Origin of the sequence: Teichococcus rhizosphaerae (assembly GCF_002631185.1) — a bacterium.
Taxonomy (GTDB): domain Bacteria; phylum Pseudomonadota; class Alphaproteobacteria; order Acetobacterales; family Acetobacteraceae; genus Pseudoroseomonas; species Pseudoroseomonas rhizosphaerae.
Window position 1 is genome coordinate 299815 of record NZ_PDNU01000003.1, and the last position, 16424, is coordinate 316238.

Annotated in this window: 16 protein-coding genes; 9 read left to right on the forward strand and 7 right to left on the reverse strand. The window is 72.7% G+C overall.

What is annotated here, in order from left to right; translation table 11 throughout:
- Position 1 precedes the first annotated feature (1 nt).
- Positions 2–1165, reverse strand: coding sequence for a diaminopropionate ammonia-lyase (locus tag CR162_RS03810; protein WP_099094190.1), 1164 nt, complete (start codon positions 1163–1165; stop codon positions 2–4).
- An 82-nt stretch (positions 1166–1247) separates the two neighbouring features.
- Complete coding sequence (locus CR162_RS03815; protein WP_099094191.1) at positions 1248–2153, reverse strand: polysaccharide deacetylase family protein; 906 nt, start codon at positions 2151–2153, stop codon at positions 1248–1250.
- Between the two features lie 191 nt (positions 2154–2344).
- On the opposite strand from CR162_RS03815, the gene CR162_RS03820 reads away from it, so the two are divergent.
- Both CR162_RS03820 and CR162_RS03825 read left to right on the forward strand, forming a co-directional pair.
- Positions 2345–3778, forward strand: a complete 1434-nt coding sequence (locus CR162_RS03820) for an amidase (RefSeq protein WP_099094192.1) — start codon at positions 2345–2347, stop codon at positions 3776–3778.
- A gap of 157 nt (positions 3779–3935) precedes the next feature.
- Positions 3936–4922, forward strand: a complete 987-nt coding sequence (locus tag CR162_RS03825; protein WP_245870107.1) for a Bug family tripartite tricarboxylate transporter substrate binding protein — start codon at positions 3936–3938, stop codon at positions 4920–4922.
- A gap of 94 nt (positions 4923–5016) precedes the next feature.
- Here CR162_RS03825 and CR162_RS03830 read toward each other — a convergent pair whose 3' ends face one another.
- The gene (locus CR162_RS03830; RefSeq protein WP_176559702.1) at positions 5017–6342 is read right to left on the reverse strand and encodes an ABC transporter substrate-binding protein; all 1326 of its coding nucleotides are present in this window, start codon (positions 6340–6342) and stop codon (positions 5017–5019) included.
- A gap of 90 nt (positions 6343–6432) precedes the next feature.
- Here CR162_RS03830 and CR162_RS03835 point away from each other — a divergent pair, with 90 nt between their 5' ends.
- From CR162_RS03835 to CR162_RS03865, 7 genes are all read left to right on the forward strand, one after another.
- Entirely contained in the window at positions 6433–7440 is a 1008-nt protein-coding gene (locus CR162_RS03835; RefSeq protein WP_099094195.1) for an NAD(P)H-quinone oxidoreductase, read from the forward strand.
- Positions 7441–7449: 9 nt separating this feature from the next.
- Complete coding sequence (locus CR162_RS03840) at positions 7450–8313, forward strand: DMT family transporter (protein ID WP_099094196.1); 864 nt, start codon at positions 7450–7452, stop codon at positions 8311–8313.
- An 11-nt stretch (positions 8314–8324) separates the two neighbouring features.
- Positions 8325–9089 carry an alpha/beta fold hydrolase gene (locus tag CR162_RS03845; protein ID WP_099094197.1) on the forward strand — a complete coding sequence of 255 codons (765 nt, stop codon included), beginning with the start codon at positions 8325–8327 and terminating at the stop codon, positions 9087–9089.
- Between the two features lie 170 nt (positions 9090–9259).
- A complete protein-coding gene (locus CR162_RS03850; RefSeq protein ID WP_099094198.1) occupies positions 9260–9799 on the forward strand; it encodes a carboxymuconolactone decarboxylase family protein in 540 nt (179 codons plus the stop codon).
- Positions 9796–10605, forward strand: coding sequence for an SDR family NAD(P)-dependent oxidoreductase (locus CR162_RS03855; RefSeq protein ID WP_099094199.1), 810 nt, complete (start codon positions 9796–9798; stop codon positions 10603–10605). The genes CR162_RS03850 and CR162_RS03855 overlap by 4 nt, the downstream gene beginning before the upstream one ends.
- Positions 10606–10622: 17 nt before the next feature.
- The gene (locus CR162_RS03860; protein ID WP_099094200.1) at positions 10623–11423 is read left to right on the forward strand and encodes an SDR family NAD(P)-dependent oxidoreductase; all 801 of its coding nucleotides are present in this window, start codon (positions 10623–10625) and stop codon (positions 11421–11423) included.
- A gap of 162 nt (positions 11424–11585) precedes the next feature.
- Positions 11586–12593: a Bug family tripartite tricarboxylate transporter substrate binding protein gene (locus CR162_RS03865; protein ID WP_099094201.1), complete on the forward strand. Its 1008-nt coding sequence runs from the start codon at positions 11586–11588 to the stop codon at positions 12591–12593.
- Positions 12594–12608: 15 nt separating this feature from the next.
- Here the strand turns inward: CR162_RS03865 and CR162_RS03870 are convergent, their stop codons facing one another.
- From CR162_RS03870 to CR162_RS03885, 4 genes are all read right to left on the reverse strand, one after another.
- On the reverse strand, positions 12609–13283 hold the full coding sequence (locus CR162_RS03870) for a DNA-3-methyladenine glycosylase family protein (RefSeq protein ID WP_099094202.1): 675 nt from the start codon (positions 13281–13283) through the stop codon (positions 12609–12611).
- Positions 13283–14560, reverse strand: coding sequence for a TRAP transporter large permease (locus CR162_RS03875; protein WP_099094203.1), 1278 nt, complete (start codon positions 14558–14560; stop codon positions 13283–13285). The genes CR162_RS03870 and CR162_RS03875 overlap by 1 nt, the downstream gene beginning before the upstream one ends.
- Positions 14557–15159 (reverse strand): TRAP transporter small permease, encoded by a 603-nt coding sequence (locus tag CR162_RS03880; protein WP_245870108.1) that lies wholly within the window; start codon positions 15157–15159, stop codon positions 14557–14559. The genes CR162_RS03875 and CR162_RS03880 overlap by 4 nt, the downstream gene beginning before the upstream one ends.
- A gap of 124 nt (positions 15160–15283) precedes the next feature.
- Positions 15284–16276 carry a TRAP transporter substrate-binding protein gene (locus CR162_RS03885; protein WP_099094204.1) on the reverse strand — a complete coding sequence of 331 codons (993 nt, stop codon included), beginning with the start codon at positions 16274–16276 and terminating at the stop codon, positions 15284–15286.
- Positions 16277–16424: the final 148 nt, after the last annotated feature.

Genomic DNA, 16424 nt, shown 5'->3' on the forward strand with positions numbered 1-16424 from the left:
CTCAGCCTTCCGCCACCAGCGCCGCATAGAGGGCCGGGTCCGTCGCCCCTTCCGTGCCGAAGACCAGCACGCGGCTCGCGGCGTCGAGGCCGAGCGCGGCGCGCGCCGCCGGGTCCGCCGCCGCCAGCAGCAGCCCGGCGAGCCCGGCCACCGCGCTCTCGCCCGCGGTAATCGGCGGCGCGCGGCGCGCCAGCAGGCGCATCACATCGACGGCCGAGGCATCCGGCACCGCCATGAAGGCGAAGGCGGCGCGTTCCAGCTCCTGCCAGGCCAGCAGGCTCGGCTCGCCGCAGGCGAGGCCCGCCATCAGCGTGTCCAGGTCGCCGGGAACGGAAACGGCGTGGCCGGCCTCGGCGCTGGCCAGCAGGCAGGCGGCGCGCTCCGGCTCCACCACGACGAGGCGCGGCGCGGTACCGAAGCGGGCGCGCAGCTGCACCGAGACCGCCGCCGCGACGCCGCCGACGCCGCCCTGCACGAACACATGGGTGGGCGGCGCGGGCAGGGCGGCGAGCGCCTCCTCGGCCATCAGCCGGTAGCCCTGCATGACGTCGCGCGGCACCTCGGTGTAGCCGGGCCAGGAGGTGTCGGAGACGACGAACCAGCCTTCCCGCTCCGCCATGGCGGCTGCGGCGCGCACCGCGTCGTCGTAATGGCCGGGCACCTCGCGGATCTCGGCGCCATAGGCGGCGATGGCGTCCCGCCGCCCCTGGCTGACCGTCTCATGCACGAAGATGACGCAGCGCGCGCCGAAGCGCTGCGCGCCCCAGGCCACGGAGCGGCCATGGTTGCCGTCGGTGGCGCAGGTGACGGTGATGGCGCCCGTGGCCTCGGCGTAGCGGCCCTCGATCAGCTCCGCGACGCGCGCGGCGGGAGCCACGCCGCGCCGCGCCAGCTCGGCCACCAGCAGCCGCGCCACCGCATAGGCGCCGCCCAGGGCCTTGAAGCTGCCGAGGCCGAAGCGGCCGCCCTCGTCCTTGTAGTGCAGGGCCGCAATCCCGGCGGCCTCGGCCACCTCCGCCAGCGGGTGCAGCGGCGTCTCGGCATAGCCCGGCCAGGAGGCGATCTCGGCGGCGGCGCGGCGGAAGCCGCTCTCGGGCAGCACCACCACGCCGGGCGTGCCATGGCGGGAATTGGGGAGGAGGCGGAAGGGACGGGCGGGGATCATGCCCGGCAGATTGGGCGAGGCCGGCGGGAGAGGGAAGGGCGGGGGAAGGGATTCCCCCGCGCCGCCGCTTTTTCCCCGGGGGTCAGGAAGCCGCCTGGTCCTTGCACCATTGCGCCAGCTCGGCATGGGTGGCGAACCACACGCCCTCATGGCCCTTGATGTAGTCGATCACCCGCTCCAGCAGCGTGATGCGGCTGCGGTGGCCGATGATGTGCGGGTGCATGGTCAGCAGGAAGGTGCCGCGCTCGGCATAGGCGCCGTCGAACTCCGCCTTGAAGATCTCCTCCACCGCGGAGGGCGGGGTGTAGGGGCGCAGGCCGGAAAAGCGGACCATGTTGAAATACACCGCGTCGTCGCGGATCCACTCGGGCGGCAGCTCGACGATGCCGGTGGCCTCGCCATTGGCGGTCAGCTCGTAGGGCTCGTCATCGGCCATCAGCGAGGAGTCGTAGAGCAGGCCCATCTCGCGGATGATCGACATGGTATCGACCGAGAAGTCCCAGCTCGCCGTGCGGATGCCCACGGGCCGGGTGCCGGAGACCTTCTCCAGCGTGTCGGCCGCGCGCAGCGTCAGCTCGCGCTCCATGCCGGGGGGCAGGGTGGTGTTGGCCTCGTGGATCCAGGAATGGATGCCGATCTCATGCCCCGCCCCGGCCACGCCGCGCACCTCCTCCGGGTGCAGCAGGGCGGAAACGGCCGGATAGAAGAAGCTGGCCTTGATGCCCTGCCGCTCCAGCAGCCGGCGGATGCGCGGCACGCCCTGGCGCGCGCCGTACTGGCCCTGGCTGATGCGCATCGGGCTTTCGTCGGAGTCGCGCAGCGGGATGGTCTCGTGGTCGGCGTCGAAGGACAGCGCCACGCAGCAGCGCGCCCCGTTCGGCCAGGACCGCGGCGCCAGGCTGCGGCCCGCATAGGCGCGGCCGACGATCTGGCGCCAGCGCTCCTCCGGCCATTCCCAGGGCTTCTGCGGTTGCTCGGATGTGCTCATGGCGGAAACTCCTGCGCGGGTGCGGGCCGATCCTGCGCCGCCCTCGGCCCGCCGCCTACCCCCCAACCGGCCCCCCGCTCCCGCCCGTCCCCTCGCCCGCTGGCGCGCGGCGCGCCGCCGGGGCAAGCTGCGCGGCATGGGCCGGTGGCCCGTGCCGCCCTTCCTGCCCGACGACCACAGCGGAACCCAGCATGTCCGATACCGATCCCGCCCTGATGTCCGCCGAGCAGCTTCTCGGCCTCTACGCCCGGCGCCGCCTTTCGCCGGTGGAGGCGTTGCAGGCGGTGATGGAGCGGGTGGCGCGCTACAACCCCTGGGTCAACGCCTTCGCCATGCTGAACCCGCGCGCCCTGGCCCAGGCCGGCGAATCGGAGGCGCGCTGGGCCGCCGGCCGCCCCATGGGGCCGCTCGACGGCGTGCCGGTGACGGTGAAGGACCTGCTGAACGTGCAGGGCATGCCGACGCGGCGCGGCAGCAAGACCACCGACGCCACTCCGGCGGCCGAGGACGCGCCGGCGGTGATGGGGCTCAAGGCGGCGGGCGCCGTCATCCTGGGCAAGACCACCACCACCGAGTTCGGCTGGAAGACGCCGGGCGACTGCCCGCTGCACGGCATCAGCCGCAACGCCTGGAACCCGCAGCGCACGGTGGGCGGCTCCTCCTCCGGCGCGGGCGCCGCCGGGGCGGCGGGCTTCGGGCCGATGCACATCGGCACCGATGCCGGCGGCTCCATCCGCATCCCCGCCGCCTATTGCGGGCTGGTGGGGATGAAGCCGAGCTATGGCCGCATCCCGCAATGGCCGCACAGCGCCTTCGGCCATGTCTCCTGCGCCGGCCCGATGACGCGCGGTGTGCGCGACGCGGCGCTGATGATGTCCGCCATGGCCATTCCGGACGTGCGCGACCCGTTCTGCGTGCATGACGAGCCGCGCGACTGGCGCGAGGGCATCGAGGCGGGCGTGGCCGGGCTGCGCGTGGCGGTGGTGCGCCGCCTGGGCTACGCCCCGCCGATCGACGCCGAGGGCGAGGCGGCGATGCTGGCCGCGGCGCGGGTGCTCTCCGAGCACGGCGCCATCGTCGAGGAGGCGGACCCGGAGCTGCCGGACACCCGCCACGTCTTCGGCCGCGTCTGGGGCGTGGCGCTGGCCCGGCTGGTCAACACCATGGCGCCCGAGAAGCGCGCCCTGCTGGACCGCGGGCTGGAGGAGGTGGCGGAGCGCGAGGGCGGCATGTCCGCCATCGACTACCTCGGCGCCGAGGCGATGCGGACGGAGGCGGCGCACGCCATGGCGCGCTTCCACCTGAGATACGACCTGGTGCTCTGCCCCACCACGCCCACCGCCGCCTTCGATGCCGACGCCCCCACCATCCGGCCCACCGAGGCGCTGTGGCGGGACTGGGCGCCCTGGACCTTCGCCTTCAACCTGACCCGCCAGCCCGCCATCACCGTCCCCTTCGGCCTGGACGAGGAGGGGATGCCGCGCGGCGTGCAGCTCGCCGCCGCGCAGCTGCGCGACGACCTCTGCTTCCGCGCCGCGCGGGTGATCGAGCGTGCCGTGGCGGTGCCGGTGGCCCGGCCGGAGCTGCAGGCGGGGGCGCAGGCCTGCGCCAACCACCACCACTGACCGGACGCTCCAGGGTGCCCTCGCAGGGCACTCCGTACAGGGCGGCGGCGCGCCCCGCGGGGCCGCCGCATCCATCCGGCAGGTTGATGAGGGCTGGACGGCAGCCCCCCCGGACAACGATATAGGCGCCAGTTTTCAGAACCGGGGATACGAGACCATGAAGCTGAACCGTCGGAACCTGATGGGGCTGGGCGCCGCCCTGGCCGCGCCCGCCCTGCTTCCCGGTCTGGCCCGCGCGCAGGATGGCTGGCCCAGCCAGCCGATCCGCCTCGTGGTGCCGTTCTCCGCCGGCGGCCCGACCGACATTCCCGCCCGGCTGGTCGCCGAGGAGCTGTCCAAGCTGCTGCCCCAGCGCGTGATCGTCGAGAACCGCACCGGCGCCGGCACGGTGGTGGGCGCCGACGCCGTGGCCAAGGCGCGCGACGGCCACACCTTCCTCTACACCACCATCGCCCAGGCGGCGATCCGCGCCATCTATCCGAGCCTGCCCTTCGACCCTGTGGCGGACTTCACGCCCGTGGCGCTCGCCGGCACCATCCCGATGCTGATGATGGTGAACAAGGACGTGCCGGTGAACTCGCTGCAGGAGCTGATCGAGTTCTTCAAGAAGAACCCCGGCAAGTATGACTACGCCAGCACCGGCAACGGCGCGGCGCTGCACCTGGCCAGCGAGCTGTTCCTGAAGCAGGCGGGCGGCCTGAAGGTGAACCACGTCCCCTATCGCGGCTCGGCGGCGGCGATCCCGGACCTGCTGAACGGCACCGTGACGATGATGCTGGACGTGGCCAACAGCGCGCTGCCCTTCGTGCGCAGCGGCGAGGTGAAGGGGCTGGCGATCTCCTCGGCCCAGCGCCTCCCGCAGCTGCCCGACATGCCGACCTTCCAGGAAGCCGGCGTGCCTGGCTACGAGGCCTATACCTGGCACATGGTGCTGGCGCCCGCCGGCACGCCGGAGCCGGTGGTCACGCGCCTGAACGGGCTGATCAACCAGGTGATGGCGATGGATTCGGTCAAGGCGCGCCTCGCCGACCTCACCATGCAGACCCGCAGCGACAGCACCCCGGCCTCGGCCAGGAAGTGGCTGACCGACGAGATCGCCAAGTGGGAGCCGATCATCAAGGAAGCCGGCATCAAGGCCGATTGACGTCAGGGCCGGCCGGCACCGGGGCCGGCTGGCACCGGCGCTGGCCGGGCAACGCGCGGGGGGCGCCGGGGAGGGAGGCTTCCCCGGCGCTTCCTCATCCCATCTCGCCCCGCGGCAGCGCCGCCGCGCAGCCATCCGGAAACACGGCCAGCGCCCGCCCCGCCTGCCACTGCGCGAGCACGGGCAGGGCGCGCAGGTTCTGCCCCGCCTCGTCGAAGGCGGCGCCCCATCCGAAGGGCGCGTCGCGCTCCTCAACATCGGTGGCGAGCACGGCGGCGCGGATCCTCTCCTTGTCGGCCGAGCCGGCGCGGTGCAGCGCGTCCAGGAAGATGCGGGCCCCCGCATGGTTGGCGAGGCTGTGGCAGGAGCGCGGCTCGTGCCCGTACTTGGCGCTGTAGGCCTCGGCGAGCCGCCGCGCATCCGCGCCCATGCGCCCGGCGGCGGCATAGGGCGGGAAATCCACCACCATCACCCCCTCGAAGCCGGAGCCGATGCTGCGCGCGGTGTCCACCATGCTGTAGGCGGCGCCGCCGCCGATCACCATGCGCGGCCGCCAGCCGGCCTCCTTCATGGCGCGGAACAGCAGCAGGACATCCGCCTCGTGGCCGGTGTGGAGCAGGAGCTGCGCATCGGCGGCGCGCAGCCGCTGCACCAGCCCCGGCAGGTCCTGCCCGCCCGGACCATAGGCGAAGCGGCCGAGCAGCGTCGCCTCGGGCGGCAGCCCCGCCTCCTGCGCGGTGGCCACGCTCTGCCCGAAGAGCGCGTCCTCGTGCAGGATGGCGAGCCGCATCCCCGCCAGCGGCGCGCGCCACAGCAGCGGCAGCAGCCAGCGCGCGGCGCGGAGCGACAGGGCGGCCAGGTCCTGCCCGCGCGGGCAGCTGCGGAACAGGTAGCGGAAGCCGCGCGCGGTGATCGAGTCGGCCACCGCGCCGAGCTCAAAATAGGGGATGCCGGCCAGTTCCGTCACCTGCGAGGCGGCGAAGGAGAGGGGCGAGACGCCGCTGCCGAACACCGCCGCCACGCGCTCCGTGCCGATCAGGCGCCGGGCCGCCTCGCCGGCCTGGGCGGCGTCGCTCGCCTCGGCCTTCACCAGCCGCAGCGGCCGGCCGAACACGCCGCCCGCCTCGTTGCGCGCCTCGACCGCCAGCTCCAGCCCGCGGAAGCTCTCATCCCCCAGCAAGGCGAGCGGGCCGGAGGCGGGATAAAGCGCGCCGATGCGCAGCTCCGCGCCCGTGGGGGGGGCGGGGGCGGGACCGGGCGGGGAAGCGGTGGAGGGGCCGGCGGCGGGACTGGCCGGGTTGCCCGCAGCCCCCCGCGTCTGCGCCGCGGCATGGCCCGCCAGGGCGGGGGCGGCCAGCAAAGCCAGCAGGGCACGGCGCGGAGCCGGCGCGGCAGAGGCTTGGCCGCCATGATGCTTCATCGTGACATGCTCGTGCTTGGCTTGACGGGAGGCGGCGGGGCGTTGACCTTCCGGAGCCTGCCACACCGGAACGCACAAGGGAACGACACCATGGCGACTCTGCCCGCGGAGATGACCTATATCGACCATGGCGCGGGCGGCGGCCCCGAGGTGCTGGTGCCGGCGCGCGGCCCCGTGCCGCAGCCGAAGGCGGACGAGGTGCTGGTGCGGGTGATGGCGGTGGGCGTGAACCGGCCCGACGTGCAGCAGCGCAAGGGCCTCTACCCGCCGCCTCCCGGCGCGAGCCCGGTGGCCGGGCTGGAGATGGCGGGCGAGGTGGTGGCCGTGGGCGCCGATGTGCGCCGCTACAAGCCGGGCGACCGCGTCTGCGCCCTGGCCAATGGCGGCGCCTATGCCGAGTACTGCACCGCGCCCGAGGCGCAGACCCTGCCCTGGCCGGCGGGCTTCGACGCGCTGCGCGCCGCCGCGCTACCCGAGACCTACTTCACCGTCTGGGCCAACCTGTTCGGCCACGGCCGCCTGGCGGAAGGCGAGACGGTGCTGATCCATGGCGGCACCTCGGGCATCGGCGTCACCGCCATCCAGCTCGCCAAGGCCTTCGGCGCGCGCGTCTTCGCCACCGCCGGCAGCGCCGCCAAGTGCGAGGCGATGCTGAAGCTCGGCGCGGATGTGGCCATCAACTACAGGGAGCAGGACTTCGCCGCCGAGGTGAAGCGGCTGACCGATGGCCGCGGCGTCGACGTGCTGCTCGACATGGTGGGCGCCGACTACTTCCAGCGCAACCTGCGCTGCATGGCCAAGGACGGGCGGCTGGTGATCATCGCCTTCCTGTCCGGCCACGAGGCGGAGAAGGTGGACCTCCGCCCGATCATGGTGAAGCGCCTGACGGTGACGGGCAGCACCATGCGCCCGCGCAGCACCGCCGAGAAGGGCGAGATCGCCCGCGCGCTGGAGGAGAAGGTGTGGCCGCTGCTGGCCCGCGGCGAGTGCGGCCCGGTGATCCACGCCACCTTCCCGCTGGCCAAGGCCAGCGAGGCGCATGCGCTCATGGAGAGCAGCGTGCATGTCGGCAAGATCATGCTGACCGTCGCCGGGTAGCCGGGCCGCATGCTCCGTCTCGCCGACCTGCGCCTGCTTCTCATCGCTGTCACGCTGTTCGGCGGGGCCTGGCCCGTCACCAAGGCGGCGCTGGCGGATGCCACGCCGCTGTGGTTTGCCGTGTCGCGCACCCTGCTGGGCGCATCGGTCGCCTTCCTGCTGCTGGCCGCCACGCGCCGGCTGCGCTGGCCGGCGCGGCAGGACTGGCCGGCGGTGCTCGGGGTCGGCTTCCTCCAGCTTGGCGGCTTTTTCGCGCTCTCGCACCTGGCGGTGGCGCTGGTGCCGGCGGGCCGCACCGCGGTGCTGGCCAATGTCACCATCTATTGGCTGGTGCCCATGTCGGTGCTGCTGCTGGGCGAGCGCGTCTCGGCGCGGCGCTGGGCGGCGGCGGGGCTGGGGCTGGCGGGCGTGGCCGCGCTGGCCGGCCCCTGGGCGGTGGACTGGAGCGATCCGGACATGGTGCTGGGCCATGGCATGCTGCTGCTGGCGGCGCTGCTCTGGTCCTGCGCCATCATCGCCACGCGCCGCTTCCCGCCGCACCAGACCATGCTGGAGAACCTGCCCTGGTGCTTCCTGCTGGGCGGGCTGGTGCTGCTGCCGCTGGCGCTGCTGCTCGAGCCGAATGGCGGCATCGGGCCCGGCGCCTACTGGCACGCGGCGCTGATCGGCGGGATCGTGGCGCCGGTCGGCACCTGGGCGGTGATCGAGGCGGGGCGGCGCCTGCCGGGGGCGGTGGCGGCGGTGGGCTTCCTGCTGGCGCCGGCCATCGGCGTCATCATCTCCACCATCTGGCTGGGCGAGCCGGTGGGCTGGGATGTCATCACCGGCGGCGCGCTGATCGCCGCCAGCGTTGTCGTCGCCACGCGCGGCTGAGGGAGGGAGCCATGCGGCTGCGCGCGGTGGAGATGGGCGAGGGAGCGCCGCTGGTGCTGCTGCACGGGCTGTTCGGCCAGGCGCAGAACTTCGCCAGCGTGCAGAGGATGCTGGCCGCGCGGCGGCGCGTCATCGCGCTCGACCTGCGCAACCACGGCCAGTCGCCGCACGAGGAGGCGATGGACTACCCCGCCATGGCGGCGGATGTGGCGGAAACGCTGGCGGCGCTCGGTCCCGGCCCGGTGGACCTGCTCGGCCACTCCATGGGCGGCAAGGTGGCGATGACCCTGGCGCTGAAGGAGCCCGCCCTGGTGTCCCGCCTCGTGGTGGCCGACATCGCGCCGGTCGGGTATCCGCCGGCCTTCCGGGCCTATGCCGAGGCGATGCGCGCCCTGCCGCTCCGGCCCGGCCTGACCCGGCGCGAGGCGGATGCGGCGCTCGCGGCGGCGGTGCCCTCGGCGGGGGTGCGCGGCTTCCTGTTGCAGAACCTCGACCTCAATGCCGATCCGCCTGCCTGGCGCATCGGGCTTGGCGCCATCGCGGAGGCGCTGCCCGCCATCGAGGCGGCGCCACCCCTGCCGGAGGGCGCCCGCTTCGAGGGGCCCACCCTGGTGCTGGCCGGCGAAGCCTCGGACTACATCCGCCACGAGCACCGGCCGCTGTTCCGCGCGCTGTTTCCCGCCGCCCGCTTCGGCACGGTGAAGGGCGCCGGGCACTGGCTGCACGCGGAAAAGCCGGAAGGCTTCGTCGCCGCGCTGCTGGCCTTTCTGGGTTGAGGCCATGCCTGGGCCGGCGGTTCGCCGGATCGGGCCGCGGGGCGGTTGACCGGGGCCAGGGCATGGTGTTCCGTGAGCGGAAACGCAGTTCCGGCCAACGGAACCGCCACGCCGAGAGCCTCGCCCCGAGAACTCCGCACCGGGGCGGCCGGAACCATGAGGAAACGTCCTTGGCCCGCATCCCCTACGCCGATCCGAACGCGCCCGAGACGCGCCCGCTGGTGGAGCGCATCGTGCGCGAGCGCGGCAGCCTGCTGCACCTCTACGCCATGCTGCTGCACAGCGGCCCGGTGGCCGAGGGCTGGCTGCGCTACCTGACCGCCATCCGCCACGAATGCGCGCTGCCCGGCGCGCTGCGCGAGCTGGTGATCATGCGCATCGCCCATCTCAACGGCGCGCCCTACGAGGCCGAGCAGCACGCCCCCATCGCGCTGAAGGAGGGCATGACCCAGGCGCAGCTCGACGCTTTGACCGACTGGCGCGGCAGCGATGCCTTCGACGACACGCAGCGCGCCGTGCTCGCCTATTGCGACGCCATGACGCGTGAGGTGCATGTGCCGGACGCGGTGTTCGCCGCCGTGCGGGAGCGGCTCGACGCGCGCGACCTGGTGGAGCTGACGGCGACCATCGGCGCCTACAACATGGTCTCGCGCTTCCTGGAGGCGATGGGCGTCGATGCGCGCGACCCGCTGCCGGCGGTGAGCGCGTGAAGGCGCTGGAAGGGCGCGTCGCCTTTGTCACCGGCTGCGGCTCGCAGGGGCCGGGATGGGGCAACGGCAAGGCCATCGCCGTCACCTTCGCGCGCCACGGCGCCAGGGTCTATGGCGTGGACCGGGACCGCGCGGCGGCGGAGGAAACCCGGCGCATCGTCGCGGCCGAGGGCGGCGAGATGCTCGTGGGCACGGGCGACGTGACGGAGCGCGCGGCGGTGGAGGCGCTGGTGGCCGACTGCGTCGCGCAGCTCGGCCGGATCGATGTGCTGGTCAACAATGTCGGGCTTTCGCTGCCCGGCGACCCGGCGACCATGACAGAGGAGGTCTGGGACAGCCAGATCGACGTCAACCTCAAGAGCGCCTTCCTCTGCTGCAAGGCGGTGCTGCCGCTGATGGAGAAGCAGGGGAAGGGCGCGGTGGTCTCGGTCGCCTCCACGGCGGCCATCCGCTACACGGGCAAGCCGCAGGCGGGCTATGCGGCGGCCAAGGCGGGGCTGGTGCAGTTCAGCCGCGTGGTGGCGGTGGATTACGCGCGGCGCGGCGTGCGGCTCAACTGCGTGCTGCCGGGGCTGATGAACACGCCGCTCGTCGAGAAGCTGGCCACCCAGTTCGCCAGCAGCGAGACGGGGCTGGACCGCGACGCCTTCTACGAGCGCCGCCACGCCCAGGTGCCGATGGGCCATATGGGCGAGGCCTGGGACGTGGCGGAGGCCGCGCTGTTTCTGGCCTCCGACGCCGCGAAATACATCACCGGCACCGAGATCCTGGTGGATGGCGGGCTCTGCGCCGCCGTGCGGGCATGAGCGGGAGGGCGCCGGGCATGCTGCGGCTGGACGGGAAGGTGGCTTTCGTGACCGGCGCCGGCTCGGCGGGCCCGGGCTGGGGCAATGGCAAGGCCACGGCGGTGCTGATGGCGCGCCAGGGGGCCTGGGTGTTCGCTCTCGACAACCGCGCCGAGGCGGCGGAGGAGACGGTCGCCATCATCCGCGCCGAGGGCGGCGAGGCCATGGCGCATGTGGCCGATGTCACGGCCGCGGCGCAGGTGGCGGAGGCGGTGGCGGCCTGCGTCTCCGCCTATGGCGGCATCGACATCCTGGTGAACAATGTGGGCGGCTCCTTTCCCGGCGGCGCGGAAAGCCTCTCGGAGGAGGACTGGGAGCGGCAGATCGACTTCAACCTGCGCAGCGCCTTCCTGTGCTGCAAGCACGCCATGCCGCATCTGCGGGCGCGGGGCAGGGGGGCGATCGTCAACCTCTCCTCCATCGCCGCGCTGCGGATGAGCGCGGACCGGCCGCACATCGCCTACAGCGCGTCCAAATACGGCATCCTGGCGCTGACGAAGTCCGTCGCCATGGAGCAGGCGCGCCAGGGCGTGCGCTGCAACACCGTGGTGCCGGGGCTGATGCACACGCCGCTGGTGGAGCACCGGCTGGTGCGCCAGCTCGGCGCCAACGACGCCGAGCAGCTCATCGCCCGCCGCAACGCCCAGGTGCCGATGGGCCGGATGGGCGATGCCTGGGACATCGCGCACGCCGTGCTGTTCCTGGCATCCGACGAGGCGAAGCACATCACGGGCACCGAGATCGTGGTCGATGGAGGGATCTCCGCGGCGATGCCCTAGGGCGGATCCCGTTCCGGGTGAAGCCATCTGGACGGCTGAAGATGCTCGCGGGAACAGAAGCCTGGAGCAGGCTGGACTGAGCCAGGGCGGACGGGAAATGCCCTGGGCGCCACAACAGCGCGACCGGCGAAACAAGCCGGCGCGAGCGGGAGGAGAACGAGGATGACCGATTTCACGCGGAACCGGATCGGCCGGCGGGGCGCGCTGGCGGGCGCTGCGGGCATCGCCGCGGCATGGACGGGCGCGCGGCCGGCCATTGCGCAAGCACGCTTCCCCAACCGGCCCATCAGCATCGTGGTGCCGATCCCGGCGGGCGGCGGCACGGACTACGCGGCGCGGCTGATCGCCGAGCCCATGGCGCAGATCCTCGGCCAGCCCGTGGTGGTGGAGAACCGCCCCGGCGGCAACGACGTGATCGGGCTGATGCATGTGGCGCGCTCGCAGCCCGACGGCCACACCCTGCTGATGGGCTATTGCGGCACCATGGCGGGGCGCGCCGCCATCGGCGGCACGGGCAGCGTCAGCACCGCCGAGGATTTCGTGCCGATCGGCCAGGTCTCGGACACGCCGCAGCTTTTCGTGGTGCATCCCAGCGTGCCGGCGAAGACGCTGCCGGAGTTCATCGCCCATGCCAGGGCCAATCCCGGCAAGATGACCTACGCCTCGGCCGGCAACGGCTCGATGCACCATCTCGGCACGGAGCTGCTGAAGTCCCGCGCCGGGATCGACCTGCTGCACGTGCCCTATCGCGGCACGGGCGAGACGATCAGCGACCTCGTCGCCGGGCGCATCCAGTTCTACATGAACTCGCCGCCGCCGCTGGTGTCGCTGGTGCGGGACGGGCGGGTGCGGCCGCTTTGCGTCAGCTCCAACGAGCGCCACCCCGGCCTTCCCGACATCCCGGCACTGGCCGAGGCGACCGACCTGCGCGACCTGCCGCTGAATGTCTGGTTCGCCCTCTATGCGCCCAAGGCCGTGCCGCCGGAGATCCGAGAGCAGCTTTCCAGGGCAATGGAGACGGCGCTGGCCGATGAGGGGCTGCGCCGCCGCGCCTTCGAGGCCGGCTCGCTGGTGCGCTTCGAGGGGCCGGACGCGGTGGCGCAGCGGCTGCGGCGCGAGATCGCCGGGTGGAAGGACATCGCCCAGGCGGCCAACATCCGGGCCGACTGAGGCGGAAAGGGCGCCTCAGATCGCCTGGGGCGCCCTGAACCGGCCTTCCTTGTTGAGATCCGCCGCGCGCCAGAGATACCAGGCGGCGGCGGAGCGGAAGGGCGCCCAGGCCAGCCCGATCCCGGCCAGTTCCTTGGGCTTCGGCTGGGTTTCGCGCCCGGCGGCGAGGCGGTAGCCCTCGCGCACGCCGAAATCGTCCACCGGCAGGATGTCCGGCCGGCCCAGGGTGAAGATCAGCAGCATCTCCACCGTCCAGCGGCCGACGCCGCGCAGCGCCACCAGCCGCTCGATCAGCTCCTCGTCGGCCAGGCGCGCGGCGGCGCGCCGGGTCGGCACCAGCCCGCCCACGCTCTTCAGCGCGATGTCGCGGATGGCGGCGCATTTGGCGCCCGAGAAGCCGCAGCCGCGCAAGCCCTCCTCCGGCAAGGCGAGGATGCCCTCGGGGTGCGGGAAGTCCTGGCCGGGAAAGAGGGCGATGAGGCGGTTCAGCATCGCCTCCGCCGCGCGGCCATGCACCTGCTGGTGGGCGATGGCGCGCACCAGCGCCTCATAGGGCTCGCGCTGGATGGGCTTCAGCGTCATGGCGCCCACCTGCCGCACCACCGGCCCCAGGATGGGGTCGGTGGCGAGATGCGCCCGTGCCGCGCGGGGCGAGAGGCCCTTCGCGGCCGGGCGCGCGGGCGCCAGCATCAGCGGAACACCAGGTTCGGCAGCGCCATCGTCAGGGCGGGGGCGTAGGTGATGAGCATCAGGCAGGCGAGGATGACGGCGATGAAGACGAAGAGGTAGCGCATCATCGTCTCGATGCCGCAGCCCGCCACCTGCGCGGCGGCGAAGAGGTTCACGCCGAAGGGCGGCGTGATCATCCCCAGCGCCAGGTTCACCACCATCACCGTGCCGAAATGCACGCCGTCGATGCCGAAGCGCTGCGCCGCGTCCGCCAGGATCGGCGCCAGCACGATGATGCTGGCGCTGGTCTCGACGAACATGCCGACGACGAAGAGGAAGATGTTGGCGCCGAAGAGGAAGCTGTTGGCGCTGTCGAAGGTCTCGACCAGCCATGCGGCGGCGGCGTCCGGCACGCCCTGGCGGTTGAGCAGGTAGGAGAACAGCGCGGCGCAGGCGATGATGAACAGGATCACCGCCGAGGAGATCACCGACTTGCGGAAGATCGGGTAGAGGTCGCGCCAGGACAGCTCGCGGTGGAGGAACATGCCGACGAGGATGGCGTAGAACACCGCGATGACGCTGGCCTCGGTCGGCGTGGTGATGCCGCCATAGATGCCGCCCAGCACCACCACCGGCATCAGCAGCGCGAAGCCCGCCTGGCGCAGCGCGGTGAGGAAGGGCAGTCGCCCGTCGCCGTCCTGGCGCCCCCAGCCCTTGATGCGGCACCAGACCAGCACGGTGGCGATCAGCGCGCCCGCCACCAGCGCGCCCGGCACGAAGCCGGCGATGAACAGCTCCGGGATCGAGACCTGGGTGGTCACGCCATAGAGGATCATCGGGATGGAGGGCGGGATGATGACGCCGAGCTCGGCGGCGGTGGCCTGCAGCGCGGCCGCGAACCCCACCGGGTAGCCATGCCGGACCAGGGCCGGGATCATGATGGTGCCGATGGCGAAGGTGGTGGCCACCGAGGAGCCGCTGATGGCGGCGAAGATCATGCAGGTGACGATGCAGGTGGCCGGCAGCCCGCCCTGCACGCCGCCCACCAGCGACTTGGCGAACTCGACCAGGCGGCGGCTGATGCCGCCCACATCCATCAGGTTGCCGGCCAGGATGAAGAAGGGGATGGCGGCGAGCGGGAACTTGTCGAGCGCCACGAAGATCTGCTGCGCCGCCACGATCATCGGGAAGCGCGTCCAGCCCTCGATGCCGAGGATGGCGGCGAGGCCGATGGCGACGGCGACGGGGATGCTGGCGGCGAAGCCCACCAGCATCAGGGTGATCATGGCGCCGGTCATACAGCGGCCTCCAGCTCCGCCGAGCGGCGGTCGAGGAAGTTGGCCAGGGCGCCCAGCATGGCGAACAGCGCGCCGAGCGGAATGGCCGCGTAGCCCCAGGACATGGACACCTCGAGACCCGCCATCTCCTGGAACCGCACGCGCTGCGCCATGCTCCAGCCGAACCAGAACAGCACCCCCATCAGCGACCAGTTGGCCGCCAGCGCCGCCGCCTCCAGCCCGCGGCGCAGCCCGCCGCGGCTGAAGCGGTACGCCGCGTCGATCGAGACCAGGGCGCCCGCGCGCAGCGCCACGGCGAGGCCCAGCATGGCCATCCAGATCAGCGCGGTGCGGACCAGCGCCTCGCTCCAGATCGCGGGCGTCTCGGTGGCGAAGCGGGCGATGACCTGCCACAGCCCGGCGAGGCAGGCGACGGCCAGAGCCGCGCAGGCGAGGATGGCCGCGATCTCCGTCACCACCCGGTCCACCGCCAGCACGGCGCGGCGCGCCGGCTCGGCGCGGGCGCCAGCCCACAGCGCCAGCAGCGTGCCGAGCAGGCTGGCGGCGCCGATGACCAGCAATGGCATGGCATTGACGGTGTTCATGGCAGGCAGCGCCATGTGGTGGCCCGGTGCGGATGCGGCATGGGCTGTTCCTGGCTTCGCGGCGAGGGCGTGTGGCGGTGAGGGGCCACCCGCCTGAGGGCGGCGGGCGGCGGGTGGCCTTGGCAGGCCCGGGCCTGCCTTACTGGGCGGGCTTCCAGTCGCGCAGGCGGTTCAGCAGCTTGCCGTCCAGCTCCTTCTCGTACTGGGCGAAGGCAGTGGCGAGGGCGGATTGGAACTGCGCGGTGTCGACGCTGGTGACCACGGTCATGCCGCGGCGGCGCAGCTCGTCCACGCCGCTCTGCTCGTCGGCCGTCACCTTGGCGCGGTTGGCGTCGCGCCCGACCCGGGCGGCCTCCATGAACATCGCCTTCTCCGCCGCGCTCAGCCGGCCCCAGAGCGAGGGCGAGCCGATCATCAGCGCCGGCGAGTACACATGGCCGGTCAGCGTCAGGTACTTCTGCACCTGGTTGATGTTGTTGGCGACGATGACGGGGATCGGGTTCTCCTGGCCGTCCACCGTGCCCTGCTGCAGCGCCGGGATGAGCTCGGAGAAGGCCATGGGTGTCGGCAGCGCGCCCAGGGTGGAGAAGGCGCGCATGTGCACCTGGTTCTCCATGGTGCGCACCTTCAGGCCGCGGATGTCGGCGGGCGTGTTCACCTCGCGCCGGCTGTTGGTCAGGTGGCGGAAGCCGTTCTCCATCCAGATCACGCCGACCAGCCCGCGCGCCGGGAACTTCGCCAGGATCTCCTGGCCGACGGCGGAATCCAGCGCGCCGCGCGCATGGGCGTAGTCGCGGAACAGGAAGGGCACGTCCGCCGTGCGGACCTCGGGCACGAAGTTGCCGACCGGCCCGGTGGAGGTGATGGTGAAGTCCAGCGTGCCGATCTGCACGCTCTCGATCATCTCGCGCTCATTGTCGTTGCGCTGGATGGTGACGCGGTACTTGCCGCCCGAGGCCTTCTCCAGCGACTCCTTGAACGCCATCGCGCCGGCGCCGTAGTGGCTGTTGGCGGTGGGCAAGGGGTGCTGGACGGTGATCTCGGTCTGGGCGCGGGCGGAGCCGGCGGCCAGAAGGGCGGTGAAGCCGGTGGCCAGCCCGAGGGCCAGCGCCTGGCGGCGCAGCATGTTCATTGCGTCCTCTCCTCCCGCGGCGTGGTTGGGCCCAGGCCGCTTCCTGGCGTCACTTCTAGGGGAGGCGCCGGTGCGTTTCAACATGTTGCGATGCAACCGCTTCGGCGGAAAGCCCGCTGCTGGTGACCGGGGGAGGGACATGCCGCAT